This window comes from Enterobacter sp. N18-03635 (assembly GCF_004006055.1).
In the GTDB taxonomy this organism is placed as follows: domain Bacteria; phylum Pseudomonadota; class Gammaproteobacteria; order Enterobacterales; family Enterobacteriaceae; genus Enterobacter; species Enterobacter vonholyi.
In genome coordinates, this window is record NZ_CP034769.1 from 1,318,910 (window position 1) to 1,336,694 (window position 17,785).

Annotated in this window: 19 protein-coding genes and 5 tRNA genes; 19 read left to right on the top strand and 5 right to left on the bottom strand. The window is 53.8% G+C overall.

The features are described 5' to 3' along the window. The first annotated feature begins 181 nt into the window (after positions 1 to 181). The 18 genes from cydA to pnuC all read left to right on the top strand — a co-directional run bounded on the left by cydA (position 182) and on the right by pnuC (position 11,802). On the top strand, positions 182 to 1,750 hold the full coding sequence (gene cydA, locus ELK40_RS06960; protein ID WP_032638923.1) for a cytochrome ubiquinol oxidase subunit I: 1,569 nt from the start codon (positions 182 to 184) through the stop codon (positions 1,748 to 1,750). A gap of 15 nt (positions 1,751 to 1,765) precedes the next feature. Further along, positions 1,766 to 2,905, top strand: coding sequence for a cytochrome d ubiquinol oxidase subunit II (gene cydB, locus ELK40_RS06965; protein ID WP_048226125.1), 1,140 nt, complete (start codon positions 1,766 to 1,768; stop codon positions 2,903 to 2,905). Positions 2,906 to 2,919: 14 nt separating this feature from the next. Continuing rightward, positions 2,920 to 3,033, top strand: coding sequence for a cytochrome bd-I oxidase subunit CydX (cydX, locus tag ELK40_RS06970; RefSeq protein ID WP_003858598.1), 114 nt, complete (start codon positions 2,920 to 2,922; stop codon positions 3,031 to 3,033). Then, positions 3,033 to 3,323, top strand: a complete 291-nt coding sequence (gene ybgE / locus ELK40_RS06975; RefSeq protein WP_008501100.1) for a cyd operon protein YbgE — start codon at positions 3,033 to 3,035, stop codon at positions 3,321 to 3,323. The genes cydX and ybgE overlap by 1 nt, the downstream gene beginning before the upstream one ends. Before the next feature lie 148 nt (positions 3,324 to 3,471). After that, positions 3,472 to 3,876: a tol-pal system-associated acyl-CoA thioesterase gene (gene ybgC / locus ELK40_RS06980; protein WP_003858593.1), complete on the top strand. Its 405-nt coding sequence runs from the start codon at positions 3,472 to 3,474 to the stop codon at positions 3,874 to 3,876. After that, positions 3,873 to 4,565 carry a Tol-Pal system protein TolQ gene (gene tolQ / locus ELK40_RS06985; RefSeq protein ID WP_008501101.1) on the top strand — a complete coding sequence of 231 codons (693 nt, stop codon included), beginning with the start codon at positions 3,873 to 3,875 and terminating at the stop codon, positions 4,563 to 4,565. Before ybgC ends, tolQ begins: the two co-directional genes overlap by 4 nt. A gap of 3 nt (positions 4,566 to 4,568) precedes the next feature. Next, positions 4,569 to 4,997, top strand: coding sequence for a colicin uptake protein TolR (gene tolR / locus ELK40_RS06990; RefSeq protein ID WP_003858589.1), 429 nt, complete (start codon positions 4,569 to 4,571; stop codon positions 4,995 to 4,997). Positions 4,998 to 5,025: 28 nt separating this feature from the next. After that, a complete protein-coding gene (gene tolA / locus ELK40_RS06995; protein WP_111964367.1) occupies positions 5,026 to 6,294 on the top strand; it encodes a cell envelope integrity protein TolA in 1,269 nt (422 codons plus the stop codon). Between the two features lie 134 nt (positions 6,295 to 6,428). Further along, a complete protein-coding gene (gene tolB / locus ELK40_RS07000) occupies positions 6,429 to 7,721 on the top strand; it encodes a Tol-Pal system beta propeller repeat protein TolB (protein WP_008501103.1) in 1,293 nt (430 codons plus the stop codon). Between the two features lie 35 nt (positions 7,722 to 7,756). Further along, entirely contained in the window at positions 7,757 to 8,278 is a 522-nt protein-coding gene (gene pal, locus ELK40_RS07005) for a peptidoglycan-associated lipoprotein Pal (protein WP_003858578.1), read from the top strand. Between the two features lie 9 nt (positions 8,279 to 8,287). Then, on the top strand, positions 8,288 to 9,082 hold the full coding sequence (gene cpoB / locus ELK40_RS07010) for a cell division protein CpoB (protein ID WP_111964366.1): 795 nt from the start codon (positions 8,288 to 8,290) through the stop codon (positions 9,080 to 9,082). 161 nt (positions 9,083 to 9,243) lie between these two features. Beyond that, positions 9,244 to 9,319 (top strand) — tRNA-Lys (locus ELK40_RS07015). Between the two features lie 127 nt (positions 9,320 to 9,446). Continuing rightward, positions 9,447 to 9,522 (top strand) — tRNA-Val (locus tag ELK40_RS07020). Between the two features lie 3 nt (positions 9,523 to 9,525). After that, positions 9,526 to 9,601, top strand: a tRNA-Lys gene (locus ELK40_RS07025). A gap of 41 nt (positions 9,602 to 9,642) precedes the next feature. Beyond that, a tRNA-Lys gene (locus ELK40_RS07030) sits at positions 9,643 to 9,718 on the top strand. Positions 9,719 to 9,749: 31 nt separating this feature from the next. Next, a tRNA-Lys gene (locus tag ELK40_RS07035) sits at positions 9,750 to 9,825 on the top strand. A gap of 191 nt (positions 9,826 to 10,016) precedes the next feature. Continuing rightward, positions 10,017 to 11,060 carry a quinolinate synthase NadA gene (nadA, locus tag ELK40_RS07040; protein ID WP_127730075.1) on the top strand — a complete coding sequence of 348 codons (1,044 nt, stop codon included), beginning with the start codon at positions 10,017 to 10,019 and terminating at the stop codon, positions 11,058 to 11,060. 22 nt (positions 11,061 to 11,082) lie between these two features. Next, a complete protein-coding gene (pnuC, locus tag ELK40_RS07045) occupies positions 11,083 to 11,802 on the top strand; it encodes a nicotinamide riboside transporter PnuC (protein WP_127730077.1) in 720 nt (239 codons plus the stop codon). Here pnuC and zitB read toward each other — a convergent pair. After that, the gene (gene zitB, locus ELK40_RS07050; RefSeq protein WP_115874516.1) at positions 11,799 to 12,737 is read right to left on the bottom strand and encodes a CDF family zinc transporter ZitB; all 939 of its coding nucleotides are present in this window, start codon (positions 12,735 to 12,737) and stop codon (positions 11,799 to 11,801) included. The two genes, pnuC and zitB, sit on opposite strands and share 4 nt — an antisense overlap. Positions 12,738 to 12,843: 106 nt before the next feature. Next, positions 12,844 to 13,224 (bottom strand): protein YbgS, encoded by a 381-nt coding sequence (locus ELK40_RS07055; RefSeq protein WP_127732743.1) that lies wholly within the window; start codon positions 13,222 to 13,224, stop codon positions 12,844 to 12,846. A gap of 304 nt (positions 13,225 to 13,528) precedes the next feature. Here ELK40_RS07055 and aroG point away from each other — a divergent pair, with 304 nt between their 5' ends. Then, positions 13,529 to 14,581 carry a 3-deoxy-7-phosphoheptulonate synthase AroG gene (aroG, locus tag ELK40_RS07060; protein WP_008501110.1) on the top strand — a complete coding sequence of 351 codons (1,053 nt, stop codon included), beginning with the start codon at positions 13,529 to 13,531 and terminating at the stop codon, positions 14,579 to 14,581. A gap of 61 nt (positions 14,582 to 14,642) precedes the next feature. On the opposite strand, the gene gpmA is transcribed toward aroG, so the two are convergent. The 3 genes from gpmA to galK form a co-directional block, all read right to left on the bottom strand. Then, entirely contained in the window at positions 14,643 to 15,395 is a 753-nt protein-coding gene (gpmA, locus tag ELK40_RS07065) for a 2,3-diphosphoglycerate-dependent phosphoglycerate mutase (RefSeq protein WP_023310804.1), read from the bottom strand. A gap of 206 nt (positions 15,396 to 15,601) precedes the next feature. Continuing rightward, a complete protein-coding gene (gene galM, locus ELK40_RS07070) occupies positions 15,602 to 16,642 on the bottom strand; it encodes a galactose-1-epimerase (RefSeq protein ID WP_127730079.1) in 1,041 nt (346 codons plus the stop codon). Further along, complete coding sequence (gene galK, locus ELK40_RS07075) at positions 16,636 to 17,784, bottom strand: galactokinase (RefSeq protein WP_127730081.1); 1,149 nt, start codon at positions 17,782 to 17,784, stop codon at positions 16,636 to 16,638. The genes galM and galK overlap by 7 nt, the downstream gene beginning before the upstream one ends. Position 17,785 lies beyond the last annotated feature (1 nt).

Below are 17,785 nucleotides of genomic sequence, written 5' to 3' on the forward strand. Positions count from 1 at the left end.
ATTTGCGGGATCAATTTGAGTTTTTTATTAACGTATTTGTAACCTCACGTCATCGTTTTTATCCTCCCTCAGGGTAATAACGACGACAAGGATGCGAATAATTTGTATTGGGGCATGCGTGTGGATCTCTTTCTGACGGGGTCCACTCTCGGAGTCTTCATGCGATGAGCAAGGAGTCATGATGTTAGATATAGTCGAACTGTCGCGCTTACAGTTTGCCTTGACCGCGATGTACCACTTCCTGTTTGTGCCACTGACGCTCGGTATGGCGTTCCTGCTGGCCATTATGGAAACGGTATACGTTCTCTCCGGCAAACAGATTTATAAAGATATGACCAAGTTCTGGGGCAAGTTGTTTGGTATCAACTTCGCACTGGGCGTGGCAACCGGTTTGACCATGGAGTTCCAGTTCGGGACTAACTGGTCTTACTATTCCCACTATGTAGGGGATATCTTCGGTGCGCCGCTGGCCATTGAAGGTCTGATGGCATTCTTCCTCGAATCCACCTTTGTAGGTCTGTTCTTCTTCGGTTGGGACCGTCTGGGTAAAGTCCAGCATATGGCGGTGACCTGGCTTGTGGCATTAGGTTCGAACCTTTCCGCGCTGTGGATCCTGGTTGCGAACGGCTGGATGCAGAACCCTATCGCGTCTGATTTCAACTTCGAAACCATGCGTATGGAGATGGTCAGCTTTGCCGAGCTGGTCCTGAACCCGGTTGCTCAGGTTAAATTCGTTCACACCGTCGCTTCTGGCTACGTGTGCGGCGCGATGTTTGTGCTGGGCATCAGTTCTTACTATATGCTGCGTGGTCGTGACTTCGCGTTTGCTAAGCGCTCCTTTGCTATCGCTGCAAGCTTCGGTATGGCTGCCATCCTCTCTGTTATCGTTCTGGGTGATGAATCCGGTTACGAAATGGGTGACGTGCAAAAAACCAAACTGGCCGCCATCGAAGCCGAATGGGAAACCCAGCCGGCGCCTGCTGCCTTTACGCTGTTCGGTATTCCCGATCAGGACGCGCAGGAAAACCGCTTTGCCATTCAGATTCCTTACGCGCTGGGTATCATTGCCACTCGTTCTGTTGATAAGCAGGTGACGGGTCTGAAAGAGCTGATGGTTCAGCACGAAGAGCGTATTCGTAACGGTATGAAAGCCTACTCGCTGCTGGAACAGCTGCGTGCTGGCTCTACAGACCAGACCGTCCGCGACCAGTTTAACGACGTGAAGAAAGATCTGGGTTATGGCCTGCTGCTGAAGCGTTATACCCCGAACGTTTCTGATGCGACGGAAGCGCAGATCCAGATGGCAACCAAAGACTCGATTCCACGCGTTGCGCCTCTGTACTTCGCATTCCGTATCATGGTGGGCTGCGGCATCATCATGCTGCTGATCATTGCGGCGTCCTTCTGGTCTGTGATTCGCAACCGCATCGGCGAGAAAAAATGGCTGCTGCGCACCGCGCTTTACGGTATTCCACTGCCGTGGATCGCAATTGAGTCCGGCTGGTTTGTTGCGGAGTATGGCCGTCAGCCATGGGCGATCGGTGAGGTCCTGCCAACGGCGGTAGCGAACTCGTCCCTGACCGCAGGCGACCTGATCTTCTCCATGCTGCTGATTTGTGGTCTGTACACCCTGTTCCTGGTGGCTGAACTGTTCCTGATGTTCAAGTTCGCGCGCCTTGGCCCAAGCAGCCTGAAAACCGGTCGCTATCACTATGAGCAGTCCACTGCGACTACTCAGCCGGCACGCTAAGACAGGAGTCATCAAATGATCGATTATGAAGTATTGCGTTTTATCTGGTGGCTGCTGGTCGGCGTTCTGCTGATCGGTTTCGCCGTCACGGATGGTTTCGACATGGGGGTGGGGATGCTCACCCGTTTCCTCGGTCGTAATGACACCGAGCGTCGAATCATGATCAACTCCATCGCCCCGCACTGGGACGGTAACCAGGTGTGGCTGATCACCGCAGGCGGCGCGCTGTTCGCTGCCTGGCCGATGGTCTACGCGGCGGCGTTCTCCGGTTTCTATGTGGCGATGATTCTGGTGCTGGCCTCTTTATTCTTCCGTCCGGTCGGTTTCGACTACCGTTCCAAGATTGAAGACACCCGCTGGCGCAACATGTGGGATTGGGGCATCTTCATCGGTAGCTTCGTTCCACCGCTGGTGATCGGCGTGGCGTTTGGTAACCTGCTGCAGGGCGTACCGTTCCACCTGGACGAATACATGCGTCTTTACTACACCGGTAACTTCTTCCAGCTGCTGAATCCGTTTGGTCTGCTGGCCGGTGTCGTCAGCGTGGCGATGATCATCACTCAGGGCGCAACCTACCTGCAGATGCGTACTGTAGGCGAGCTGCATCTGCGCTCCCGCGCGACGGCTCAGGTTGCTGCGCTGGTTACGCTGGTCTGCTTCGCGCTGGCCGGCGTGTGGGTGGTGTACGGCATTGATGGCTATGTGGTGACGTCTGCCATTAACCACACCGCACCGTCTAACCCGCTGACCAAAGAAGTGGCGCGTCAGGCGGGGGCATGGCTGGTGAACTTCAACAATACCCCTGTGCTGTGGGCGATCCCGGCTCTGGGCGTGCTGTTGCCGCTGCTGACCGTGTTGACGTCTCGTCTGGAGAAAGGCGCTCTGGCGTTCGTGTTCTCATCACTGACCCTGGCGTGCATCATCCTGACGGCGGGTATTGCGATGTTCCCGTTCGTCATGCCATCCAGCACCATGCTGAATGCTAGCCTGACCATGTGGGATGCTACGTCCAGCCACATGACGCTGAACCTGATGACGTATGTTGCTTGCGTGTTCGTTCCGATCGTTCTGGCCTACACCATCTGGTGCTACTGGAAAATGTTCGGTCGCATCACGAAAGAACATATCGAAAGCAACACCCACTCTATGTACTAAGTAAGGAGCTGAATATGTGGTATTTCGCATGGATTTTAGGGACGCTTCTTGCCTGTGCATTTGGTGTCATCACTGCCCTGGCGCTTGAGCACGTTGAAGCGACCAAAGCGGGTGAAGAAAAACACTGATGAATATTATCGCGAAACTTTACGCGGTAATGGATAAGCGCCCGTTACGGGCGCTTTCTTTAGTGATGGCATTACTGCTGGCAGGCTGTATCTTCTGGGACCCTTCGCGCTTTGCAGCGAAAACCAGCGAGCTTGAAATCTGGCACGGCTTCCTTATTATGTGGGCGGTGTGCGCAGGTGTGATCCACGGCGTGGGCTTTCGTCCGAAAGCCGTTCACTGGCAGGGAATTTTCTGCCCGCTGATTGCCGATCTGGTGCTTCTCGCCGGTTTGATTTTCTTCTTCTTCTGAGTAAGAAATGTCCGTTAACGTTATGGGCTTACCCGAGCCCATAAAAATTTACTCTCCGTTTACTTTCCCCCATTCCCAACCCTCTTTCCCGCGCGTATAGTAGCGAAGTTTAAAAGCTCTAACTTTTGTTGCATTACCGGGATGTAAAGTGAATACAACGCTGTTTCGATGGCCGGTTCGTGTCTATTACGAAGATACCGATGCCGGTGGTGTGGTTTACCACGCCAGCTACGTTGCTTTTTATGAACGGGCACGCACAGAGATGCTGCGCCATCATCACTTTAGTCAACAGGTTCTGTTGGCTGAGCGAGTTGCCTTCGTGGTACGCAAGATGACGCTTGAGTATTTTGCGCCTGCCAGACTCGACGATATGCTCGAAGTCCAAACTGAAATTACATCAATGCGTGGGACCTCACTGGTTTTCACGCAGCGGATAGTCAACGCAGAGAATACCGTACTGAACTCAGCTGAAGTACTGATTGTTTGTGTTGATCCAACCATAATGAAGCCTCGTGCGCTTCCTAAGTCTATTGTCGCGGAGTTTAAGCAGTGACTGACATGAATATCCTTGATTTGTTCCTGAAGGCAAGCCTTCTGGTTAAACTTATCATGTTGATTTTGATTGGTTTTTCAATCGCATCCTGGGCCATCATCATCCAGAGAACGCGTATCCTCAATGCCGCCGGCCGTGAAGCTGAAGCGTTTGAAGATAAGTTCTGGTCGGGTATTGAGCTTTCTCGTCTGTACCAGGAGAGCCAGGGACGCCGTGAAAACCTGACCGGCTCCGAGCAAATTTTCTACAGCGGTTTCAAAGAGTTTGCTCGTCTGCATCGTGCAAACAATCATGCGCCGGAAGCGGTGGTGGAAGGTGCCTCGCGTGCGATGCGTATCTCTATGAACCGTGAACTGGAAAACCTTGAAACGCACATTCCTTTCCTCGGCACTGTCGGCTCCATCAGCCCGTATATCGGTCTGTTTGGTACCGTGTGGGGGATCATGCACGCCTTTATCGCGCTGGGCGCGGTGAAGCAGGCGACGTTGCAGATGGTTGCACCGGGTATCGCTGAAGCACTGATTGCGACCGCTATCGGTCTGTTTGCGGCAATTCCTGCGGTTATGGCTTACAACCGTCTGAACCAGCGCGTGAACAAACTGGAACTGAACTACGACAACTTTATGGAAGAGTTCACTGCGATTCTGCACCGTCAGGCGTTTACCAGCACCGAGAGCAACAAGGGGTAAACCATGGCCAGATCGCGTGGACGAGGTCGTCGCGAGCTCAAGTCCGAAATCAATATCGTTCCACTGCTGGATGTCCTGCTGGTACTGCTGCTGATCTTCATGGCAACAGCGCCAATCATTACCCAGAGCGTGGAAGTGGATCTGCCGGATGCGACAGAATCACAGGCGGTGAGCACCAATGACGATCCTCCGGTTATCATTGAGGTTTCCGGCGTAGGGCAATACAGCGTCGTAGTAGAGAAAGATCGTATGGATCAGCTGCCGCCTGAGCAGGTTATTGCTGAAGCGCAGCGTCGTCTGGAGTCAAATCCGAAAACGGTCTTCTTAATCGGTGGCGCAAAAGACGTACCCTACGATGAAATTATTAAAGCGCTGAACTTGCTACATAGTGCGGGTGTTAAGTCAGTTGGCTTAATGACCCAACCAATTTGATCATCCGCGTAGTTTTTGGGAACCGATAGTGTCAAAGGCAACCGAACAGAACGACAAGCTTAAGCGAGCGATAATCGTCTCCGCAGTGCTGCACGTGATTCTCTTTGCAGCGCTGATCTGGAGTTCGTTCGACGAGCATATTGATGCATCAGCCGGCGGCGGTGGAGGGTCTTCCATTGACGCCGTGATGGTGGATCCCGGTGCGGTAGTACAGAACTATAATCGCGAACAACAGCAGAAGGCGAGTGCCAAACGGGCTGAAGAGCAGCGTGAAAAACAGGCGCAACAGCAGGCGGAAGAACTGCGTGAAAAGCAGGCCGCAGAGCAGGAGCGTCTGAAACAGCTTGAGAAGGAACGTTTGCAGGCGCAGGAAGCCGCGAAAGCGCAGGCAGAGCAGCAGAAACAAGCCGAAGAGGCCGCGAAGAAAGCACAGGAACAGCAAAAGCAGGCGGAAGAGGCGGCAGCTAAAGCCGCAGCGGACGCGAAAGCACAGGCTGATGCCCAGGCAAAATTAGCGGCAGAAGCGGCGAAGAAAGCCGCTGCTGATGCTCAGAAGAAAGCTGAAGCGGAAGCCGCGAAGAAAGCCGCTGCTGATGCCCAGAAGAAAGCTGAAGCGGAAGCCGCGAAGAAAGCCGCTGCCGATGCTCAGAAGAAAGCCGAAGCGGAAGCCGCGAAGAAAGCCGCTCAGGAAGCAGAGAAGAAAGCTGCTGCCGAGGCTGCGAAGAAAGCGGCTGCTGCTGAGAAAGCGGCTGCGGAAAAAGCCGCGGCAGAAAAAGCTGCAGCCGCCGAAAAAGCCGCTGCGGACAAAAAAGCTGCAGCTGAGAAGGCCGCTGCCGATAAGAAAGCTGCTGCTGAAAAAGCGGCAGCTAAAAAGGCTGCCGCCGCTGAAAAAGCCGCTGCTGCCGCAGGGGTTGACGATCTGCTGGGCGATTTGAGCTCAGGTAAGAATGCACCGAAAACGGGCGGTGGGGCGAAAGGAAACAACGCAGCGCCGACGGGAAGTGGTAACACTAAGAGTAACGGTGCGACAGGGGCTGAAATCAACGGTTATGCCGCGCAGATTAAATCCGCTATTGAAAGCCGATTCTATGATGCGTCTTCCTATACCGGTAAAACGTGTACGTTGCGTATAAAACTGGCTCCGGACGGCATGCTGCTGGATATCAAGTCTGAAGGTGGCGACCCGGCTTTATGTACTGCGGCCCTGGCTGCAGCGCGTCAGGCGAAGATGCCTAAACCGCCGTCTCAGGCTGTTTACGAAGTCTTCAAAAATGCGCCGCTGGACTTCAAACCTTAAGTTACATTTTCCCCGTGCAAACGGGGAAAAATAGACCAGGTTTAGTCACAGGGTTCTGGTAGTTTTGTCTATTTGAGTTTGTTAACATTCTGCTAAATTATCGTGGGTAAGGTTACCCGGATAAGGGAGATATGATGAAGCAGGCATTACGTGTAGCATTTAGTTTTTTAATGCTGTGGGCAGCAGTACTGCACGCAGAAGTACGTATCGAGATCACCCAGGGGGTGGACTCGGCGCGCCCAATCGGTGTTGTTCCGTTCCAGTGGGCCGGTCCTGGCGCTGCACCTGAAGATGCCGGTGGCATCGTGGCGGCTGACCTGCGTAACAGCGGTAAATTCAACCCGTTAGATCGTTCTCGTCTGCCTCAGCAGCCGGGTAGCGCGCAGGAAGTACAGCCTGCAGCATGGTCTGCGCTGGGTATTGATGCCGTGGTTGTGGGTCAGGTTACGCCTAACCCGGACGGCTCTTACAACGTTGCCTGGCAGCTGGTGGATACCGGCGGTGCACCGGGTACCGTTCTGGCACAGAACTCTTACAAGGTCACTAAGCAATACCTGCGCTATGCTGCACATGCTGCCAGCGATGCGGTATTTGAAAAACTGACCGGCATTAAAGGTGCGTTCCGTACCCGTATCGCGTACGTGGTGCAGACCAACGGTGGTCAGTTCCCGTACGAACTGCGCGTATCTGACTACGACGGCTACAACCAGTTCCTGGTGAAACGTTCTTCACAGCCGCTGATGTCTCCAGCCTGGTCTCCGGACGGTTCTAAACTGGCCTATGTAACCTTCGAAAGCGGCCGCTCAGCGCTGGTTATCCAGACGCTGGCAAACGGTGCTGTTCGTCAGGTAGCGTCGTTCCCACGTCACAACGGTGCGCCTTCGTTCTCTCCGGACGGCTCTAAACTGGCCTTTGCGCTGTCAAAAACCGGTAGCCTGAACCTGTACGTGATGGATATTGGCTCTGGTCAGATCCGTCAGGTTACCGACGGTCGCAGCAACAACACTGAACCTTCATGGTTCCCGGACAGCCAAAACCTGGCGTTTACTTCTGACCAGGCCGGCCGTCCACAAATCTACAAAGTCAACATCAACGGCGGTGCTCCGCAGCGTATTACCTGGGAAGGTTCGCAGAACCAGAACTCAGACGTGAGCAGCGACGGTAAATTTATGGTAATGGTGAGCTCCAACGGTGGGCAGCAGCACATTGCCAAACAAGATCTGGTAGCGGGTGGCGTTCAAGTTCTGTCGTCAACGTTCCTGGATGAAACGCCAAGTCTGGCACCTAACGGCACGATGGTAATCTACAGCTCTTCTCAGGGGATGGGATCTGTGCTGAATCTGGTTTCTACAGATGGGCGTTTCAAAGCGCGTATTCCGGCAACTGATGGACAGGTAAAATCACCTGCCTGGTCGCCGTATCTGTAAATAATAATTAATTGATTACTAAAGGAATCATAGAAATGCAACTGAACAAAGTGCTGAAGGGGCTGATGATCGCTCTGCCTGTAATGGCAATCGCAGCGTGTTCTTCTAACAAGAACGCCAGCAATGACCAGAGCGGCGAAGGCATGATGGGTGCCGGCACCGGTATGGACGCGAACGGCAATGGCAACATGTCTTCTGAAGAGCAAGCGCGTCTTCAGATGCAGCAGCTGCAGCAGAACAACATCGTTTACTTCGATCTGGATAAATACGACATCCGTTCTGACTTCGCTGCGATGCTGGATGCGCACGCTAACTTCCTGCGTAGCAACCCATCTTACAAAGTCACCGTAGAAGGTCACGCGGACGAACGTGGTACCCCAGAGTACAACATCTCCCTGGGTGAACGTCGTGCTAACGCTGTTAAAATGTACCTGCAGGGTAAAGGCGTTTCTGCTGACCAGATCTCCATCGTTTCTTACGGTAAAGAAAAACCTGCAGTACTGGGTCACGACGAAGCGGCTTACTCCAAAAACCGTCGTGCCGTACTGGTTTACTAAGAGAATTGCATGAGCAGTAACTTCAGACATCATCTGTTGAGTCTGTCGTTACTGGTTGGAATAGCGGCCCCCTGGGCCGCTTTTGCTCAGGCACCAATCAGTAGTGTCGGCTCAGGCTCGGTAGAAGACCGGGTCACTCAACTCGAGCGTATTTCTAACGCTCATAGCCAGCTTTTAACCCAACTCCAGCAACAACTTTCCGATAACCAGAATGATATTGACTCTCTCCGCGGTCAGATTCAGGAAAGCCAGTATCAGCTTAACCAGGTTGTGGAACGTCAGAAGCAAATCTTGTTGCAGATAGATAGCCTGAGCAGCGGTGGTGCAGCAGCACAGCCAGCCGCAGGCGATCAGAGCGGTGCTGCGACGTCTGCGCCAGCGCCATCTGCTGATGCTTCAGCCTCAACAGGCGCGCCTGTACAGAGCGGTGACGCGAATACTGACTACAATGCGGCTATTGCCCTGGTGCAGGATCAATCTCGTCAGGATGACGCGATTACTGCGTTTCAGAACTTTGTTAAGAAATACCCTGATTCCACTTATCAGCCAAATGCCAATTACTGGCTCGGTCAGTTGAATTACAACAAGGGTAAAAAGGACGATGCGGCGTTTTATTTTGCCTCCGTGGTAAAAAACTACCCAAAATCGCCAAAAGCGCCTGATGCGATGTACAAAGTGGGCGTCATCATGCAGGACAAAGGCGACACTGCGAAAGCCAAAGCGGTTTATCAGCAGGTGGTCTCTAAATTCCCGGGCACCGAAGGTGCTAAGCAGGCGCAAAAACGTCTGAATTCGATGGGATGATTATCGCATGACCAGAAATCGCGTTATTTCTGGTCGTGCAGCATGATTACTAAGCAGTTAAGTGATCTTCATCGAAATTTTTGTTGCGCAGAATTCTTAAATCAGTAATATATGCCGCCGTTGCCACGGGATATCAAACAACGTGAAAACAGCATAAAAGTGGGTCGTTAGCTCAGTTGGTAGAGCAGTTGACTTTTAATCAATTGGTCGCAGGTTCGAATCCTGCACGACCCACCACTAAGTCAGGTGGAAGTAGTAGTAAAACGTGAAGGATAACGTTGCGTCAGCAACGGCCCGTAGGGCGAGGCGAAGCCGAGTCATCCTGCACGACCCACCACTTAACGCAGTTCCGGCAGTACAGAGTGGGTGATTAGCTCAGTTGGTAGAGCATCTCCTTTACACGGAGGGGGTCGGCGGTTCGAGCCCGTCATCACCCACCACTCGGGTCGTTAGCTCAGTTGGTAGAGCAGTTGACTTTTAATCAATTGGTCGCAGGTTCGAATCCTGCACGACCCACCAATTTTATTGGTGCCGAGTGATAATTCAGGCAACACCCGAATGGGTCGTTAGCTCAGTTGGTAGAGCAGTTGACTTTTAATCAATTGGTCGCAGGTTCGAATCCTGCACGACCCACCAGCCTGAATAAATTTGCAGTACATCCCGCAAGGGGTCGTTAGCTCAGTTGGTAGAGCAGTTGACTTTTAATCAATTGGTCGCAGGTTCGAATCCTGCACGACCCACCAGTGTAGAAAGGCGCCCTAAAGGCGCCTTTTTGCTATCTGCGGTACAACAAATGCTCCGCCCATCTATTCCCGGTGACTTTTCACTCCAGATTCGCTATCTTGTTTAGTATACAAAACACAATTGCCACGCGTTTTGCTATGTCAGGCAAATGAAAGGCAATATTGTTAAGCCCGTAAAACGAGAAGCCATAATGAGTGTGATGTTTGATCCTGAAGCCGCAATCTATCCGTTTCCGCCAAAGCCTGTCCCGCTGAGCCAGGACGAAAATCAGTTCTACCGCGAGAAGATCAAACGTCTTCTTAAAGAGCGCGATGCGGTAATGGTGGCCCATTACTACACCGACCCGGAAATTCAACAGCTGGCTGAAGAGACCGGGGGCTGCATTTCTGACTCACTGGAGATGGCGCGCTTCGGTGCACGACATCCCGCTTCCACGCTGCTGGTTGCCGGCGTGCGTTTTATGGGCGAAACGGCAAAGATCCTGAGCCCGGAAAAAACCATTCTGATGCCCACGCTTAACGCGGAGTGTTCACTGGATCTCGGCTGCCCGATTGACGAATTCACGGCCTTCTGTGATGCCCATCCTGACCGGACTGTGGTGGTCTACGCTAACACCTCTGCGGCCGTAAAAGCGCGTGCAGACTGGGTGGTCACATCGAGTATCGCCGTTGAACTGATTGAACATCTGGATAGCCTGGGCGAGAAAATTATCTGGGCGCCCGATCGCCATCTCGGCAATTATGTCCAGAAGCAGACGGGAGCTGACGTTCTCTGCTGGCAGGGCGCCTGTATCGTTCATGACGAGTTCAAGACTCAGGCGCTGGCGCGCATGAAGGCGCTTTATCCTGACGCAGCCATTCTTGTTCACCCTGAATCTCCGCAGTCGATTGTCGACATGGCGGATGCCGTGGGTTCAACCAGCCAGCTTATCAACGCTGCCAGAACGTTGCCTCACAAGCAGCTTATCGTGGCGACCGATCGCGGTATCTTTTACAAGATGCAGCAGGCCGTACCGGAGAAAGAGCTTCTTGAAGCGCCAACGGCAGGCGAGGGCGCAACGTGTCGCAGCTGTGCACATTGCCCGTGGATGGCGATGAACGGGCTGAAAGCGATTGCCGAGGGGTTAGAAACCGGTGGTGCGGCGCATGAAATCCATGTGGATGCCGCCCTGCGTGAAGGTGCGTTAATTCCGCTTAACCGCATGCTGGATTTTGCGGCTACACTACGTACTTAATTCAAAACGCCCCGGGGAAAAGATGGATTTTTTTAGCACACATAACATTCTGGTTCATATACCGATTGGTACAGGTGGCTATGACCTGTCATGGATTGAGGCCGTTGGCACGCTGGCGGGATTACTCTGTATCTGGCTGGCAAGCCTGGAGAAGATAAGCAATTACGCGTTCGGGCTGATTAACGTCACGCTGTTTGCGATTATCTTCTTCCAGATCCAGCTGTACGCCAGCCTGCTTTTGCAGCTGTTCTTCTTTGCCGCCAATATTTACGGCTGGTACGCCTGGTCGCGTCAGAACAGCCAGCAGGAGGCCGAGCTGCAGATCCGCTGGCTGCCCCTGCCGAAAGCCATCGCCTGGTTCGTCGCCTGCGTGGTGGCCATTGGCTTAATGACCGTTTACATCAATCCCGTGTTTGCCTTCCTGACCCGCGTTGCCGTTTCGGTCATGTCCGGCCTCGGCATGAACGTAACGATGCCAGAACTCCAGCCGGATGCTTTTCCGTTCTGGGATTCCTGCATGATGGTGCTGTCGATTGCAGCGATGATTCTGATGACCCGTAAATACGTTGAGAACTGGCTGCTGTGGGTCATCATCAACGTGATCAGCGTGGCGATCTTCGCCCTGCAGGGCGTCTATGCGATGTCGCTGGAATATCTGCTGCTGACCTTCATCGCGCTGAACGGCAGCCGGATGTGGATTAACAGCGCGCGCGAGCGAGGCTCTCACGCGCTTTCCGGCTAGTGGTCATGATGATGTGAATGACCGGACTGCGCCTCGTTAAGGTGGCAGTCCGGTCCGCTACAGGGCTGATACTCCATCTGAACGGTGGCATGGCTAATGTCGTAGTGATGTTCCAGGAAGTGCTGGATACGATCGAGCAGCGCATCGTGGTCATGAGGGGGGATCACCTGGACGTGCAGCGTCATGACCGGTTTCTCTCCCACCAGCCAGACGTGAACATGATGAACGTTGCGTACTTCCGGGACTGAACGGCGCAGGTTGCGCTTCAGCTCGTCGATATCCATGGAAGCTGGCGCCCCTTCAAGCAGTTCATTCACGCTCTCCTTCAGCAGCCGCCACGCGCTGCGCAAGACCAGACACGACACCAGTATGGACAGAATCGGATCGACAGGCGTCCAGCCGGTGTAGAGGATCACCAGCGCGGCGACAATCGCCCCGACTGAGCCGAGCAAATCACCCATAACATGCAGAGCCGCAGCGCGTACGTTGAGGTTCTTTTCCCCGCTGCCGCGGTGCAAAATCCAGAAGGCCAGAATATTCGCCAGCAGTCCTGCTACGGCAATCACCATCATGGTTGCCCCGGCGATCGGCTGCGGGTGTCTGAAGCGCTGTATTGCCTCCCAGACGATAAGAATGGTAATGACCACCAGCGCAATAGCGTTAACAAACGCGGCCAGTGTGGTCAGTCGCAGCCAGCCGAAGGTATGGCGCGCATTTGGAGGACGACGCGCAAACTGCACCGCCATCAGGGCGAAGAGCAGGGCGGCGGCATCGGTCAGCATGTGTCCGGCATCAGCCAGAAGCGCCAGAGAGCCGGAAATCAGGCCGCCAATGACCTCAATAACCATAAACGTTGCCGTGACGCCAAAGGCCAGCATCAGTCGTTTAGCGTTGTCGTTGCCGGATAAGTGCGAGTGTGAATGGGAGTGCGCCATGTCTGCTTTCCTGATGTTTTATTGTTTTTAGTGTAGCGTTTTTAATAGGTTACTCCAAAAAGAAAGGAGAGCCTGGGCTCTCCTTTTTCTGACGGCTCATAACAAATTAATGGGTAGTGCCATCGGTTTTGGTATTGGCGTCGTTACCCACTTTGTCGTTAGGGTCCGGGCATTTGCCGTCCTTGCACATTGAGTTCTTATGGACTTCATCTGAACTCATATTGTCATGGTTCATAGTGCCGGTACCGCTACCGTCTGGATGCAGCATGGTGCCGCCGGTGTTGGTGTTGCCGGTATTGATCTGGCTGTTGTCGACATTATTCGGGGCGATATTCTGTTTCGCATCAGGCGCGGGCTGGCCTGCTGCCGCAGCCGCATTGGCGTCACCGTTGCTGTCTGAGGTGCCCGTTTCCGCAGCCAGGACGCTGCCGCTGGCCAGAGTGAGGGTGGCGGTCAGGAAGAGGGTTGCCAGTTTTGTCATTTTCATCATGGTGCTCCTGTTCGTGTCGTTGCGCTGGTTAACATTCTCCAACAGTGCATCTTTTTCAGAGGCGAAAGATCCCGCCTTACTGACTTACGTCAGTAGGGAATCGCGTTTAAGCATGTAAAATTGGTTGTTACAGTTAAAAAGCTTAGGTTAGATCTCGTTTTTCGCTATTTTGTGGCAATTTTTAGGCGAATTCCAGGAATTATCTGCGTGAAGTGTAAAACCTTGTTTACACTTCCTGGTCGACAAGATAGATTGAAAGGATTGCTTTCATTACTAAAGATATGGCAGAGCTGGAACGAAGATGAATTATCAGAACGACGATTTACGCATTAAAGAGATCAATGAGTTATTACCTCCTGTAGCACTCCTTGAGAAATTCCCCGCCACTGAAAATGCCGCAAACACGGTTTCTCATGCTCGTAAAGCGATCCATAAGATCCTGAAAGGTAATGACGATCGTCTTCTGGTGGTGATTGGTCCGTGCTCCATTCACGATCCGGCTGCCGCGAAAGAATACGCCGCCCGTCTGCTCACCCTCCGTGAAGAGCTAAAGGATGAGCTGGAAATCGTCATGCGCGTCTACTTTGAAAAACCGCGCACCACCGTTGGCTGGAAAGGGTTGATTAACGATCCGCACATGGATAACAGCTTCCAGATCAACGACGGCCTGCGCATTGCGCGCAAGCTGCTGCTTGAGATCAACGACAGCGGCCTGCCTGCGGCCGGTGAATTCCTGGACATGATTACGCCACAATACCTTGCGGACCTGATGAGCTGGGGCGCAATTGGTGCGCGCACGACTGAATCTCAGGTCCACCGCGAGCTGGCGTCGGGTCTTTCTTGCCCGGTTGGTTTCAAAAATGGCACTGACGGCACCATTAAGGTGGCTATTGATGCTATCAACGCCGCTGGTGCGCCGCACTGCTTCCTGTCCGTGACCAAATGGGGTCACTCCGCCATCGTTAACACCAGCGGGAACGGTGACTGCCACATCATTCTGCGCGGCGGTAAAGAGCCGAACTACAGCGCGAAACACGTGGCAGAAGTGAAAGTCGGGCTGGAAAAAGCCGGACTGCCGCCGCAGGTGATGATCGATTTCAGCCATGCCAACTCCAGCAAGCAGTTTAAAAAGCAGATGGAAGTGGGTGCAGACGTCTGCCAGCAGATTGCCGGCGGTGAGAAGGCGGTGATTGGGGTGATGATCGAAAGCCATCTGGTTGAAGGTAACCAGAACCTGGAAGGCAGCGAGCCGCTGGTGTACGGCAAAAGCGTGACCGATGCCTGCATCGGCTGGGACGATACCGACGCCATCCTGCGCCAGCTGGCAAATGCGGTAAAAGCGCGCCGCGGCTGAATTCTCAGGCACAAATAAAAAAGCGCGGAAGGCTCCGCGCTTTTTTTATGTCTGGCGAAAATTACTTCGCTTTACCCTGGTTCGCAACAGCCGCTGCTTTCGCCGCGATCTCTTCTGCGTTACCCAGATAGTAGTGTTTGATTGGCTTGAAGTTTTCGTCGAACTCATACACCAGCGGTACGCCGGTTGGGATGTTCAGTTCGAGGATTTCGTCTTCACCCATGTTGTCCAGGTATTTCACCAGCGCACGCAGAGAGTTACCGTGAGCCGCGATGATCACGCGCTCGCCGCTTTTCAGGCGTGGCAGAATGGTTTCGTTCCAGTAAGGCACAACGCGGTCGATGGTCAGCGCCAGGCTCTCGGTGGTTGGTAGCTCAGCGTCGGTCAGCTTCGCGTAACGCGGGTCGTGGCCCGGGTAGCGCTCGTCATCTTTGGTCAGCTCTGGCGGGGTGATTGCGAAGCCGCGACGCCACTGTTTAACCTGCTCGTCGCCATATTTCTCAGCGGTTTCCGCTTTGTTCAGGCCCTGCAGCGCACCGTAGTGACGTTCGTTCAATTTCCAGGACTTCTCAACCGGCAGCCAGGCCTGATCCAGTTCGTCCAGCACGTTCCACAGGGTGTGGATGGCACGTTTCAGCACAGAGGTGTAAGCAAAATCAAAGCTGAAGCCTTCTTCCTTCAGCAGTTTACCTGCTGCTTTTGCTTCGCTTACGCCTTTCTCGGACAGATCAACGTCGTACCAACCGGTAAAGCGGTTTTCGTTGTTCCACTGGCTTTCGCCGTGACGCACCAGGACCAGCTTAGTAATAGCCATCTCTTACTCCTCAAGCATTTTTAGAATGATAACAATTCTCATTATATTGCCGTGGCCGTGCCAGCAGCAACGCTTAACCCTAACCATAGCGAAAATAGTCTCTGAGTGTAAGATGCTTGTGAATCCAGGGTTATGATTTTGTCTGCGATCGGCGCTATTTTCAGCAAGGCGTGCAGAAAAAAGCCCTCCGGCGGGAGGGCTGAATATTAATGTGGAATAAAATGGTATTCCGTCACGCTCACGTACTCTTCACCTGGGCGCAGCACGCAGTCTGGCTGCGGCCATTCCGGATGGTTTGGGCTGTCCGGCAGGAACTCGCTCTCCAGCGCCAGGCCTTGCCAGTCGCTGTACTCATCGTGTTCGCGCGCCGTCGTGCCGCCGAGGTAGTTGCCTGAGTAAAACTGCAGGGCAGGGGCAGTGGTATAAACCGTCATCTGCAGCTTCTCATCCGCAGACCAGACCTGCGCGACAGGCTGCTTCACATCACCTTTGGCCTGCAGCAGGAAAGCGTGATCGTAGCCTTTCACCTTACGCTGATCGTCATCGCTCAGGAAATCCCGGGCGATGGTTTTCGCGCTGCGGAAGTCAAAGCTGGTGCCGCTCACGTCTTTGAGGCCCTGATATGGAATGCCCATCTCGTCAACCGGCAGATACGCATCCGCCAGGATCTGCAGCTTGTGCTCACGCACGTCGCACTGGCTACCATCCAGATTAAAGTACGCGTGATTGGTCAGGTTGACCGGACACGGCCTGTCGACCTTAGCGCGGTATTCAATGGCGATACGGTTGTCATCGGTCAGCGTAAAGCGCGCGGACGCGGTAAGGTTCCCCGGGAAGCCCTGATCGCCATCAGGCGAATCCAGTGAGAACAGCACTTCACCGTCGTTTTGACGAACAATCTTCCAGCGGCGTTTATCAAACCCTTCCGGTCCGCCGTGCAGCTGGTTCTCACCCTGGCTTGGAAGCAGGGGGTACTGCTCGCCGTTGAGTTCAAAACGGCTCTTCGCAATGCGGTTAGCATAGCGCCCAACGGACGCGCCCAGATAGGCAGACTGATTGACATACTGCTCGGGCGAGGCGCAGCCGAGCAGGGTTTCGCGCACGCTGCCGTCCGGCATCGGTACGCGGGCAGAAAGAAGGGTAGCACCCCAGTCCATCAGCGTAACGACCATTCCCGCGCTGTTGCGCAGGGTTAACAGGCGATACGGCAGACCATCCGGTGCGAGTGTAGGTGTTTCGTTTAGCACTGTCCGGCTCCTTGTGATGCTTTACAAACATAGAAGGTTTCTTTGATGCCTGTTTTGGCTTCGTACTGCTTCGCCACGGCATCCTGTATGGCAGGGACCAACTCTTCTGGCACCAGCGCAACGATACAGCCGCCAAAACCGCCGCCCGTCATGCGCACGCCGCCTTTGTCGTCAATGGTCGCTTTGATGATTTCCACCAGGGTGTCGATCTGCGGAACGGTGATTTCAAAATCATCGCGCATGGAGGCATGAGATTCCGCCATAAGCTCACCCATGCGTTTCAGGTCACCTTTCGCCAGCGCGGACGCGGCTTCAACCGTACGGGCATTTTCCGTCAGCACGTGACGAACGCGTTTGGCGACAACCGGATCCAGCTCGTGCGCCACTTTGTTAAATTCATTGAGCGTCACGTCGCGCAGGGCTGGCTGCTGGAAGAAACGGGCGCCGGTTTCGCACTGCTGGCGGCGGGTGTTGTATTCGCTGCCCACCAGCGTGCGCTTAAAGTTGCTGTTAACGATCACCACGGCCGCGCCTTTTGGCAGGGGAACGGCTTTGGTTCCCAGCGAACGGCAATCAATTAACAGTGCATGCTCTTTTTTCCCGAGCGCGGAAATCAGCTGGTCCATAATGCCGCAGTTACAGCCCACGAACTGGTTTTCTGCTTCCTGACCATTCAGGGCGATTTGCGCGCCATCCAGCGGCAGATGGTAAAGCTGCTGGAATACGGTGCCGACGGCAACTTCCAGAGACGCAGAGGAGCTTAAGCCCGCACCCTGCGGCACGTTGCCGCTGATGACTAAATCCGCACCGCCGAAGTTCTTGTTACGCTTCTGAAGGTGTTTGACAACGCCGCGCACGTAGTTAGACCACTGCTGGCTGTCGTGTGTCACAATTGGGGCATCGAGGGAAAATTCGTCCGTCTCATTACCGTAATCCGCCGCAATCACGCGGACTTTACGGTCGTCGCGTTTCGCACAGCTAATAACGGTCTGGTAATCGATGGCGCACGGCAGCACGAAACCATCGTTATAGTCGGTGTGTTCACCGATCAGGTTAACGCGGCCTGGCGCCTGGATAACGTGGGTGGCAGGGTAGCCAAATTTCTCAGCAAACAGGGATTGTGTTTTATCTTTCAGACTCATT